Source organism: Pseudomonas sp. NFACC39-1 (assembly GCF_900110355.1).
Taxonomy (GTDB): Bacteria; Pseudomonadota; Gammaproteobacteria; order Pseudomonadales; family Pseudomonadaceae; genus Aquipseudomonas; species Aquipseudomonas tehranensis.
Genome location: NZ_FODL01000012.1, coordinates 39,786 through 52,219, shown reverse-complemented (window position 1 = coordinate 52,219; position 12,434 = coordinate 39,786). Strand labels below are relative to the sequence as shown.

Annotated in this window: 7 protein-coding genes; 1 reads left to right on the top strand and 6 read right to left on the bottom strand. The window is 61.7% G+C overall.

What is annotated here, in order from left to right; all coding sequences use genetic code 11:
- Window positions 1–93 precede the first annotated feature (93 nt).
- The 5 genes from BMY45_RS22015 to BMY45_RS21995 all read right to left on the bottom strand — a co-directional run bounded on the left by BMY45_RS22015 (window position 94) and on the right by BMY45_RS21995 (window position 9,622).
- Window positions 94–690, bottom strand: coding sequence for a DUF924 family protein (locus BMY45_RS22015; protein WP_092401456.1), 597 nt, complete (start codon window positions 688–690; stop codon window positions 94–96).
- Window positions 691–693: 3 nt separating this feature from the next.
- Entirely contained in the window at window positions 694–1,704 is a 1,011-nt protein-coding gene (locus tag BMY45_RS22010; RefSeq protein ID WP_092401452.1) for a class 1 fructose-bisphosphatase, read from the bottom strand.
- A 235-nt stretch (window positions 1,705–1,939) separates the two neighbouring features.
- Window positions 1,940–3,304, bottom strand: a complete 1,365-nt coding sequence (locus tag BMY45_RS22005; protein ID WP_092401449.1) for a DUF3999 domain-containing protein — start codon at window positions 3,302–3,304, stop codon at window positions 1,940–1,942.
- Window positions 3,301–6,885, bottom strand: a complete 3,585-nt coding sequence (locus tag BMY45_RS22000; protein WP_092401446.1) for a DUF2339 domain-containing protein — start codon at window positions 6,883–6,885, stop codon at window positions 3,301–3,303. Before BMY45_RS22000 ends, BMY45_RS22005 begins: the two co-directional genes overlap by 4 nt.
- A gap of 286 nt (window positions 6,886–7,171) precedes the next feature.
- Window positions 7,172–9,622 carry a glycogen/starch/alpha-glucan phosphorylase gene (locus BMY45_RS21995; RefSeq protein WP_092401443.1) on the bottom strand — a complete coding sequence of 817 codons (2,451 nt, stop codon included), beginning with the start codon at window positions 9,620–9,622 and terminating at the stop codon, window positions 7,172–7,174.
- Between the two features lie 253 nt (window positions 9,623–9,875).
- Here BMY45_RS21995 and BMY45_RS21990 point away from each other — a divergent pair, with 253 nt between their 5' ends.
- The gene (locus BMY45_RS21990) at window positions 9,876–10,313 is read left to right on the top strand and encodes a YkgJ family cysteine cluster protein (protein ID WP_092401440.1); all 438 of its coding nucleotides are present in this window, start codon (window positions 9,876–9,878) and stop codon (window positions 10,311–10,313) included.
- A gap of 225 nt (window positions 10,314–10,538) precedes the next feature.
- On the opposite strand, the gene typA is transcribed toward BMY45_RS21990, so the two are convergent.
- A complete protein-coding gene (typA, locus tag BMY45_RS21985; protein WP_047226918.1) occupies window positions 10,539–12,359 on the bottom strand; it encodes a translational GTPase TypA in 1,821 nt (606 codons plus the stop codon).
- Window positions 12,360–12,434: the final 75 nt, after the last annotated feature.

Below are 12,434 nucleotides of genomic sequence, written 5' to 3'. Positions count from 1 at the left end.
CGCTCCCACAGTTGACCGAGTTCCGTCAGGGAAACACGATCGACTGTGGGAGCGAGCCTGCTCGCGATAGCGGCGTCAGCTACATCGAAAGGATCAGAACCTGGACCCAGGCCTGTTCAAAAACTCGACTTCCTCAGCCGTGGACTCACGCTCCAACACCGCATTGCGATGGGGAAAGCGTCCAAACCGCGCAATGATCTTCTGGTGCCGTTCGGCGTAATCCAGGTTGTCTTCAAACACTGCCCGATCCGCCTCCGGTTGCTCTCGGACCAGGTCGATGAAGCGCGACACGGCCTCGTTCTGCACCGCCAGATTTTCGCAATGCTCAAGCACCAGGTAGATGAACACCCGCTGGATCGGTTCGAGTTGCCGGTCGAAGCCCGCCGCCATGCCTTGGGCCACCAGCGCTTGGGCACGCAGGTCACCAGAAAAAGCCTTGGGGGTGTCGCGAAAGATCATCCGCGGCAGTTGATCGAGCAGCAGCACCAGGGCCAGCCAGCCTTCGGGGCGTTGCGCCCAGTCGGTCAATTCACCGGCCAGTGCCTGCTCGACCTGATCGCCGAAGCGCTCGTGCGCTTGGCGATCATGGCGTTTGCCGAACCACAGCTTGCCCTTGTCAGCGGCTATTTCGTCCGGCGACGTGGCTGAGCCAAACCACCAATCGAGCAACGGCTGCCAAGGCTGGGCCATGCTTTATTCCTTGTGGTAGGCCGTGGCGCGGGCGACTTCTTCCGTCGAGCCAAGGAACACCGCCACACGCTGGTGCAGGCCTTCAGGCTGAATGTCGAGAATGCGCTGGTGACCGTCGGTGGAAGCGCCACCGGCCTGCTCCACCAGGAACGACATCGGATTGGCTTCGTACATCAGCCGCAGTTTGCCCGGCTTGGACGGCTCGCGGCTGTCACGTGGGTACATGAACAGACCGCCACGGGTCAGGATACGGTGCACGTCCGCCACCATCGCGGCGACCCAACGCATGTTGTAGTTCTTTTTCAGCGGGCCTTCTTCGCCGGCCAGCAATTCGTTGACGTAGCGCTGTACCGGGGCTTCCCAGTGGCGCTGATTGGACATGTTGATGGCAAATTCCTGGGTGGTTTCAGGAATGGTGATGTCTTCGTGGGTCAGAACGAAGCTGCCCATCTCGCGGTCCAGGGTGAAGCCTTTGACGCCGTCGCCCAAGGTCAGCACCAGCATGGTCTGCGGGCCGTAGATGGCATAACCGGCGGCTACCTGCTCGGTGCCTGGCTGCAGGAAAGCCTTTTCGTTCAAGGCTTCGTTCTGGCTCAGGTATTCGTTCGGGCAACGCAATACCGAGAAGATAGTACCGACCGGCGCGTTGATATCAATGTTCGACGAACCGTCCAGTGGGTCGAACACCAACAGATAGGCACCCTTGGGGTATTTGCCCGGGATCTGGTAGGCATTGTCCATTTCCTCGGACGCCATGCCGGCCAGGTGACCACCCCATTCGTTGGCTTCGAGCAGGATTTCGTTGGACAGCACGTCGAGCTTCTTCTGCACTTCGCCCTGCACGTTTTCGGTGCCCATGCTGCCCAGGACACCACCCAGCGCGCCTTTGGATACGGCGTGGCTGATCTCCTTGCACGCACGCGCCACCACTTCGATCAAAAAGCGCAGATCGGCAGGGGTGTTGTTGCTGCGGGTCTGCTCAATCAAATAGCGACTCAAGGTAACGCGGGACATGGACGGCTCCGAAGAATAGGGGGCGGAAAAACCAGCGCAGTTTAGCGCGAGTCGGGACTTAATTCCTCCTATGAGACGGGGAATGAAGGATTGAGTTCATATCCGGGCCTGCCCACCTGCGTAGGAGCTGTCGAGCGAAGCGAGGCTGCGATCTTTTGATCTTGATCTTTCGCTCCAGATTCAATTGATTGGAAAAGATCGCAGGCTTCGCCAGCTCCTACAGGATGTGCTCAGCTCAGGACTTGACCGGCGGCTTGCGCAGCAAGCTGAACGCCATCGTCGCGAGGACCAGTACGCTGATCAGCAACACCGCCCACAAGCTGATTTTCTTCCAGTTGGTATCGATGGTTGCAGGACTCAGCGCGGCGGCCGGTGCCGCGATCGCGGCACCATTGGCCTTCGCCATCCCCAGCGTCGCCAGACGGGACGGTTTGTAATCGGGCACCAGCGTGGCCAATGGCAGGCTGGCCGCTTTCACCGTCGCATTGCCCAGCGCCAGGCTGTAGGGGCCCTCGCCACGCGCCAGGAACACCACCTGGGTCGGACGCACGGCAAAACGCAAAGCGGGCGCTTCGGCACCGAGGCCGCCGCCTCGCTCGTCCACCGTCAGCTTCAATTGCTGCACGGTCTGCCCCGACAGTTGCAGTTGGTTTTGCAGCACATCCTCGCCGTTCTGAGTCAAGCGATACAGCAAGCCACTGCCCTGCGATTGCCACGGCTGACTGCTTTCACGCCGCCCGGCCAGGGTCACCGGTGCCAGGCTGTTGGCCTGGCTCAGTTCGATCTGCACCTGCTCGACATTCAGCCCCATGGGCAACTGCCAGGTGTACTCACCGGCCTTCGTGGTGCTGCCGGCCAAAGGCTGCGACCAGACCAGCGGCGCGCTTTCGTAGCGGGAGCTTTGCAACTGGACCGAGGTCAGCACCGGCGCCGATGACGGCGACTCCCACAACAACCGCAGATAACGCGCCGGTTGTCCCGGCAGGTTCACCTCATGCTGCTCGACCCGCTCATCGGCAAAGGTCAGCCGCGCCACCTGGCCTTCACCCCACGCCTGCCAGTGTTGCAAGTCGTCACTGGCTTCGATGGTGAAGCGCTGGAAGCCGTCGCGCTCGCTGCTCCAGTCGAGGATCAATTGTTGCAAGGGCGCCTTGATCGCGCTGGCATCCAGCAGCCAGCCACGCAACGCCTCCTCTCCCGCCTCGAGCCGGCTGGACGGTTGCACCTGCACCAGCGTACCGTCGGCGCTCGATTGCACCCGTACGCTCGGCGCGCGCTCGTGATCATCGGCGGCGTTGTACAACGGGAACCACTTCACGTCGGTGAGGGTGCGGTTTTCCCGGCTCTGGGCGGTCTCGCGAACCAGGGCATAGGCCTGGGCCTGCCCGGCGGCGTTGAACACCCGCAGGTCGCTCAGGTCGGTCTGGCGCGCTTGCAACTGAATCTCCAGGGGCAACGCCAGGCGATACCAAGGCCCCTCACCGCTCAAGGCCAATGGCACCTGATGGGCGAAGTCCGCCGGCTGCTCCTGGGCCGTCACCGACAAGGCCACCCACAACCCCACCACGCCCAGCCCGATGCGACTCAACTTGCGACTCAAGACGACACTCCCTCACTGACAGGTATTGGCGGCTCGGTCTGCGAGCCCCCTTCCGGGCGTTTTGGCGGCAGCGGCGCGAAATAGCCCACCACCAACAGCAATACGCCCACGCCGATAAACGACACGATCCGCGCCAGACCGCCACGGTTACTCAATTCGACAAAGAACAGTTTGGCCACCACCACGGCGATCAACGCCGCACCGATCAGCCACACCTCACGACGATGGCGCAGATGCCCGCCGATCATCAGGCCCAGGGCAATCAGGGTCCAGACGATGGACAGCCCGGCCTGGACAAACATGGATTCGAGCAACGCATCCAGCTCGAACGGCACACCGATCCAATGATGGGCGCTGCGCATCACCACAGCAGTGAAGAAGGCGAACAGCGACACGCCGGCGATCAACTGGGCGACGTGTCCGGCATGACCCCATCGGATTGCCAGTTGCGCCACTGCGCTGCGGGCCCACGCGTAGACGCCAAACAAGGCGAACAGCAAGCCCAGTTCCAACGGGTTGAGCAGCGGCACATAGGGCAACGGCTCGGCGCTGCCGTCGCTGAAGGTATTGGCCAGCCAGAACCAGCCCAGCATCAACAGGGCCAGGGGCGCCGCCGCGTACACGCGATATTCGCGAGGATGGGCCGAGACCGGCCACGGCCAGGCCCGCGACGCGGCCATCAGCACCAGGTACAGGCTCGGCAGAATCGCCCAACCCAGCCAGCGCCAGGCGTTGTACTGCTCGGACAACAGCATCAGGCCGTAGCGCACCTCCAGCGCTAGCACACCGATCAGCAGCCAGCAACCGAGCACATGGGCGCTGCTGCGCGCCCGGGCCGGTAGCAGCGGCGCCAGACGTTTCAGGGAAAGCCAATGCACAGCGAACACGGCCAACCAGGCCAGCCAGCCGAAATCCGCCGCCGGGTGATAACGGCTGTGCCCGGTCGCGACCAGCACACAGCCAGCCACAGGTATCAGCAAGGTGCATAACAGCCCCATCGCCGGCCAATTCAAACGCAGCGCCAGCAATGCCCACAGCGCCACACTGATTGCCGCGACGATCAGCATCAAATGGCCTTGCAGGTTCTGCGGCGCAAAGCGCAGCACTTCGCTGCCCCACGCCAGCGCCCACCAGCCGGCGCCCCAGATCAGCAACAACTCGGACAACCGCTGCAAGCTCAAGGCCTGGAACACCGCCGACGGATGACCACGCTGCAATCGCCATGCGCCTACCAGCGCCGCCAGCCCCAGCACCAGCGGCGTCCAGAACCCGCTGTGGGCCACGGGCCGCAGATCCTCGGCACTCAGCGGCCCGAGCAGCGCCGACCCGGCGGCAAGAAAGGCCGCGCCGCCGATCAACTGCAACAACAGGCCGAACACGAAACTCACGCGCTGCTTCAGGTACAGGCTCAGCCAGATGATCAGCAGGCCGCTGGCCGCCCATACACCGCTCGCCGTTTGCCAGGGCAGGACGAAGAGCACCGCGAGGTTGATCAGCACCAACCCGGCCAGCAGCACCACCGACAACCCGCGCAGCAATCGGACATCGTTGCGCACCATGTCATCGCGTGCCGCCAGCAGCATGCCGCCAATCAGCGCCAGGCCGATCAGGGAGGCGCTGAGCAAACCGCTCCACCCAGCGCTGAACACGGCGGTCGAATCCCCTTCGGCCCCCTGCAAACGCAACAGGAACAGCGCACCGCCCAGCAGCTGCACCGCGAACGCGGTAAACAGGAAGCTGCGCGATTGCAGGCGCAGGCCCGCGAACAGCGTCGCCAGGCCGGCCAGGGCCCAGGTGATGGCGGTGCCGTGAGTGAAGAAGAACAGCGGCGCCAGCAGATAGAGAAAGCTCAAGCCCAGCACAGCCAGCACCGGCAGGCCTTGGCGCTCCCAATTGGCGGTGTGCTCAGGCGCGGTCTTGCGCAACTGGTAGAAACTGAACAGCAAGGCGCCACCCAGCATCAACGCCCCCAGCGGCGCGCCATCGATCAGGCTGTTGTCGCCCTGACGCAACTCGCTGATAAAAGCCAGCGCCGAGCCCAGTTGCAGCAGCAAGGCAAAAGCCCGCGCCAATGGCCGCTGCTGACGCAGGCCCAGCCAGAAGATCCCCGCGCCTTCCACAGCCCATGCCGCCGCGGTCCACCGAGCGTCGAGGCCCAGGGGAATCGCCAAGCTGGCAAAAATCACCCCCAGGGCCAGGCAGGTTTCAGCCAACAGGACAGCGCGCCCCTCCATCAATACCCGCGCCAGCCCCATGTAGATCATACCCAGGGCCAAGGCGCTGAACGCAGCGGCGAACTCCACATGCTGCACCAGCGCGAACTGCAGACCGAACCCCACCAGCGGCGGGCCGAACAGCAGGGTGCCGTCCACGTAGTCACCCTTGCGCGCCGACCAGCGCAACAGCGCATCGCGGCCTTCGTCCTCGGGCCCGTCGCCCATTTCCAGCAGCTTGCGTCGGGTAAACAACAAGCCGATCGCCAGATACATCAGGAAGAAAACAATCAGGAACGGCTCGGTGCTCCAGAGCAGTTCTGGCCCATAAGAGCGCAAGCCCCAGGCGAAACCGATGCCGAAGGTGCCGACAAAACCAATCAGGTTGAGCAGACGCCAGGCCTTGAACCAGGCAATCGCCAGAATGCCGGCATTGAGCAGGATGAAGTAGCTGAACAGCGCGACATGGTTGCCGCTGCCGGTGGACGTCAGGATCGGCGCGGCAAACCCGCCCAACGCCGCTGCCGCAGCTAGGCCGAGGGCATTTTGGGTTACCGCCAGAATCGCCGAGAACACCGTGACCGCCACCAGCAAGCCCAGGGCCGCTGTCGAGTCGAGCAGCGGATGCAGGCGCATGGCGGCGAACACGGTCAGGTACAGCACGGCGATCCCGGTGCCCTGCAACATCAACGCGTAGTTGCTGTTGCGCTGGCGCAGCCACCAGCCCAGGCCTAGCAGGCTCAACGCACTGGCCGCGACGCCGGCATAACGCAACTCGATGGGCACGACCATGCCTTCAGTGGCATAGCGCAGCAGAAACGCCAGGCCGAGGAACAACAGCACCACCCCGACCCGCAATACAGTATTACCGCCGAACAGCCAGTTACGCGCCCCCGCGACGGCACGCTCGAACAGATTCGGACCACGTGGGGCAGCCGGTTCCGGCTGAACCGGTTTGGGGGCGGCCGGCGCAGACCTCCATACGTCGTCGGGCAACGGCTGGCTGGCTTGTGCGGTCATCACCGGAAGGGCTTCAAGGTCAGGCGGCAGTTCCCAGACCAGCTCCGGTTCGGATTGGATGTCGGGCTCTGGCGCCTGGGCCACGACGATCTCGGGCGATGGCGCCGGTTCGCTCGAGGCGGCGACCGTGCTGTGCTCAAGCACGATCAGCCGCTGCTCCAGTGAGCTCAAGGTGCGCTGGGCCGTTTGCAACTGGTTCTGCTGTTCGGCGGCGTGGGCACCGAGGCGGCGCAGACCAATCCCCTGAGCGATGCCAAGGCCCAGCAACGCGCCTATCAGCGCATCGGCGAACGACTCATCCACCACCCAGCCAAGTGCCAGGCCCAACAGCGTCAAAATCCATTGCATGGTCGATATCCCTAAGCGGCCATTTGCGGGCGTAACCGGGGTGAAGCGGTGCCTGGTTCAGTCTAGTGGAACCACACAAACCTCGTGGGAGCGGGCTTGCTCGCGAAGGCGGTGTGCCAGACAACATCAACATTGCCTGACACGCCGCCTTCGCGAGCAAGCCCGCTCCCACATGAGGTTACAGGTGCTCCAATGACTGAACCCGGACACAGCCCGGCGAAACTGGCGCTTAGTATATCGACCCAGCCCAACCACCGTTGGGCTTCGCTCACATTTCCTGCAACGGCTACTCCAAGGCTTTCCAGATGTCGGTGGCGTATTCGCGGATAGTCCGGTCGGAGGAAAACCAGCCCATGCGCGCGGTATTGAGCACCGCCGAACGCCACCAGTGCTGAGCGTCGTGCCAACGCTCTTCGACCCTGGCCTGGGCATCCCAGTAAGAGTCGAAGTCGGCGCAGACCAGAAAGCGATCGTAATCCACCAGCGAATCGACAAGCCCGGTGTAACGCATCGGATCGTCCGGCGAAAACACCCCGCCGCGAATGGCCTGCAACACATCGTTGAGGCGATGGGACGCGGCAATGTCCGGCGCGGCGCTGAACTCGCCGTTCTGCTTGCGGGCCTCCACCTGCTCGGCCGTCAGGCCGAAGATGAACATGTGCTCACCGCCCACGCGCTCATGCATCTCCACGTTGGCGCCGTCCATGGTGCCGATGGTCAGCGCACCATTAAGACCGAACTTCATGTTACTGGTGCCTGACGCTTCAAAACCGGCCGTGGAAATCTGCTCGGAAAGGTCCGCCGCCGGGATGATGCTCTCGGCCAGGCTGACGTTGTAGTTGGGCAGGAACACCACTTTGAGCAGACCACGCACGGTCGGGTCGTTGTTCACCACACGGGCGATATCGTTGGTCAGCTTGATGATCAACTTGGCCTGGTGATAACTGGCGGCGGCCTTGCCAGCGAAGATTTTCACCCGTGGCACCCAGTCCACTTCCGGTTCGGCGCGGATCGCCTGGTACAGCGCCACCGTGTGCATCAGGTTGAGCAATTGGCGCTTGTATTCATGGATCCGTTTGACCTGCACGTCGAACATCGCCGCCGGGTTCACGGCCACACCCAAGCGCTCGTGAATCAGGTGCGCCAAGGCTTTTTTGCTGTGCAGGCGCTGTTCGGCGAACTGTTTGCGAAACGCCGGTTGATCCGCGAACGGCTCCAGCTCGATCAGGCGTTCCTCGGGGTTGTCGAGCACACTCGGGCCCAAGGCATCGACCATCATCGAGGTCAGTTCAGCGTTGGCCTGAAACAGCCAGCGGCGGAACGTGATGCCGTTGGTTTTGTTGTTGATCCGCTCGGGGTAAAGCTTGTGCAGTTCGGAGAACACCGTGCTGCGCATCAGTTGTGTGTGCAACCCGGACACACCATTGACGCTGTGGGAGCCGAGAAAGGCAAGGTTGCCCATGCGCACCCGACGGCCGTTGTCTTCTTCGATCAGCGACACCGCGCGCAGCACGTCGAAATCGTGCACACCCTTGGACCGCAGCGCATCGATGTGCTGGGCGTTGATCAGGTAAATGATCTGCATGTGCCGGGGCAACATGCGCTCCATCAGCCCCACCGGCCAGGTTTCCAGGGCTTCGGGCAGCAGTGTGTGGTTGGTGTAGGAGAGCGTGTCCTGGGTGATCTGCCAGGCGGCGTCCCAGGCCACGTCATAGACGTCCACCAATTGGCGCATCAATTCGGCCACGGCAATCGACGGGTGCGTATCGTTGAGCTGGATCGCCGCGTGATCGCCCAAGGTCAACACCGAGGTATGCATATTGCGATGACGGCGCAGCAAATCCTGCAGCGAAGCGGCGACGAAGAAATACTCCTGGCGCAGGCGCAGTTCCTGACCCGCCTCGGTGCTGTCGGCCGGGTACAGTACGCGGGAGATACTTTCGGCCCGGGCCACTTCCGCCACGGCACCCAAATGGTCGCCGGCGTTGAAGCGTTCCAGGTGCAAATCTTCCACGGCACGAGCGCGCCACAGACGCAGGGTGTTGACGCTGGCACCGCGCCAACCCACCACGGGCGTGTCATAAGCGATGGCTCGCACGGTTTCGCCCGGAGACCAGACTTGCTTGGTATTGCCGGAGGCGTCGGTCACGGTCTCGACGCTGCCGCCGAAGCCGATCGGGTAGACCACTTCAGGCCGCTCGAACTCCCAAGGGTTGCCGAAATCCAGCCAGTGTTCGGTTTGCTCCTGCTGCCAGCCATCGACGATCGCCTGGCGAAACAGCCCGTGCTCGTAACGAATACCGTAGCCATGGCCGGCAATGCCCAAGGTGGACATGCTTTCCATGAAACATGCCGCCAACCGGCCAAGGCCGCCGTTGCCCAACGCCGCATCGGGTTCGAGCAGGCGAATGCGCTCCAGATCCACGCCCAGTTCGGTCAGGGCTTCGCGCGCAGTGTCCAGCAGACCGAGGTTGCTCAGGCTGTCATAGAGCAAGCGGCCGATGAGAAACTCCAGGGAGAGGTAATAGACGCGCTTCTGGCCCTTGCGGTAGATCTGCCGCGTGTGGTCCATCCAGTGTTCGACCATATGGTCGCGGGCGGCCAGGGCAATGGCTTCGAACCAGTCGTGATCAAACGCATGATCCGGGTCCTTGCCGACGGCGTAAGTGAGTTTGGTCAACACGGCATCGCGAAATGCAGCCACTTCGGCTTCGCGAACAAGTGGTTCTTGAGTCATTGATGAGACCTCGAACGAGCATGAAATTGTCTGAGCCTAGACGGTCTGACAGGCACTGCAGGCGCAGGTTCGTTGGTTTTTCCAGGGTGACGGAGAATCGCCGCCAGGGAATTGCCATATGAGCGAATGAATGCAGGGGCCGTGCCTATCCAGCCAGTGTTTTTGCCGGGCATAAAAAAACCGGCAGATGGTCGTTCAAAATTTCACCAGTCCCGGTATGATCGCGCGCCCTGATGCATGCTGGTAAACCTTGATGATGAAGCCCAACCTGATCGCCGCCGCGGAGATCGACCGAATCGATACCTGGGCCAAGTATTCCGCGCCAATGTGCGGTTCCTGCGTGTCGAGCTGCTGCACACTGCCGGTGGAGGTCAAGATCAAGGACCTGATCCGGATCGGTATCGTCGATGAATTCGAACTGGGCGACCCGCCGAAAAACATCGCCAAGCGCCTGCAAAAGGAAGGGATCGTCGAGCGCTATAACCAGAAATCCGAAATCTTCACGCTCCAGCGCATGAGCAACAACGATTGCCTGTATCTGGATCGCAAGAGCCGGTTGTGCACCATTTATGAGAAGCGCCCGGACACTTGCCGCAACCATCCGCGGGTCGGGCCAAGGCCAGGGTATTGCGCCTACAAGCCCAAGGCAGTGGAGCGCGAGCGTAATCCGCGGACGTTGGACAAGTTCTGATCGACCGCTGATGTCGCAACACCTGTTCGGCCGCCTTCGCGAGCAAGCCCGCTCCCACAGTAGATCTGAGCCGGATACAAAATCTGTGTCCACTGAAGATCCACTGTGGGAGCGGGCTTGCTCGCGAAGGGGCCCTGACAGGCGCTACATAACTTCCAGGCATAAAAAAACGCCCCTGATCTCACAATCAAGGGCGTTTTTTTCAGCCATTAACTAAGTCGAAACTCAGTTACCGCTTTTCTTGGCAGCGCGGGTACGCTCGCTTTCGCCAAGGATCTTCTTACGCAGGCGAATCGACTTAGGCGTCACTTCGCACAGTTCGTCTTCCTGCACGAACTCCAGCGCTTGCTCCAGGGTGAACTTGACCGGCGGAACCAATGCGATGGTTTCGTCTTTGCCCGAAGCACGCATGTTGTCGAGCTTCTTGCCTTTGGTCGGGTTCACGCCCAGGTCGTTGTCGCGGCTGTTGAGGCCGACGATTTGACCTTCGTAGATGTCCTGGCCGTGCTCGACGAACAGCTTGCCGCGCGCTTGCAGGGTTTCCAGCGAGTAGGTCAGTGCCTTGCCGGTCGCAACCGATACCAGAACACCGTTCTGACGGCCGGACATGTCGCCGGACTTCATCACGTCGTAACGATCGAAGATCGAAGTCAGGATGCCGCCACCGGAGGTCAGGGTCAGGAACTCGTTACGGAAACCGATCAGGCCACGGGCCGGGATGTTGTACTCAAGGCGCACACGGCCCTTGCCATCCGGAACCATGTTGGTCAGGTCGCCCTTGCGCAGGCCCATTTGTTCCATGATCGCGCCCTGGGATTCTTCCGGCAGGTCGATGGTCACGTTTTCGTACGGTTCGTGCTTGACGCCGTCAACCATACGGATGATCACTTCAGGACGACCTACGCCCATTTCGAAGCCTTCGCGACGCATGGTTTCGATCAGAACCGAGAGGTGCAGCTCACCACGGCCGGAAACCTTGAACTTGTCGGCCGAGTCGCCTTCTTCAACGCGCAGTGCCACGTTGTAGAGCAGCTCCTTGTCCAGACGCTCCTTGATGTTACGGCTGGTCACGAACTTGCCTTCTTTACCGCAGAATGGCGAGTCGTTAACCTGGAAGGTCATGGAAACGGTTGGCTCGTCGACGGTCAACGGCTTCATCGCTTCGACGTTCAGTGGGTCGCACAGGGTGTCGGAGATGAACAGTTGCTCGAAGCCGCTGATGCAGACGATGTCGCCGGCAGCTGCTTCTTCAACGTCGATGCGGTGCAGACCGTGGTGGCCCATCAGCTTGAGGATACGACCGTTGCGCTTCTTGCCGTCGGCGTCGATCGCCACGACCGGCGTGTTCGGCTTGATGCGACCACGGGCGATGCGGCCAACACCGATCACACCCAGGAAGCTGTTGTAGTCCAGAGCCGAGATTTGCATCTGGAACGGACCGTCACGGTCGACTTTCGGCGCAGGTACGTCGTCGACGATCGACTGGTACAGCGGGGTCATGTCTTCGGCCATGTTGGTGTGGTCCAGACCGGCAATACCGTTCAGGGCCGAGGCGTAGACGACTTTGAAGTCCAGCTGTTCTTCGGTGGCGCCGAGGTTGTCGAACAGGTCGAAAATCTGGTCCAGAACCCAGTCCGGACGCGCGCCTGGACGGTCAACCTTGTTGATGACCACGATCGGACGCAGGCCGGCTTCGAACGCCTTCTTGGTCACGAAACGGGTTTGCGGCATAGGGCCGTCCTGGGCATCGACCAGCAGCAGCACGGAGTCGACCATCGACATTACGCGCTCTACTTCACCACCGAAGTCGGCGTGGCCCGGGGTGTCCACGATGTTGATGTGGTAGCCATTCCAGTTGATGGCGGTGTTTTTCGCCAGGATGGTAATACCGCGCTCTTTTTCCTGGTCGTTGGAGTCCATCACGCGCTCGTCGTTGAGCTCGTTGCGCTCCAGGGTGCCGGATTGACGCAAGAGTTTGTCTACCAGGGTGGTCTTACCATGGTCAACGTGAGCAATGATGGCGATGTTGCGTAGATTTTCGATCACTTGTGTATCTCGATCAGAGGATTCGGTGTGCTGACAGGTCGTGGCAGCGATTTACGTTGAGTCCGACAAAGCCGT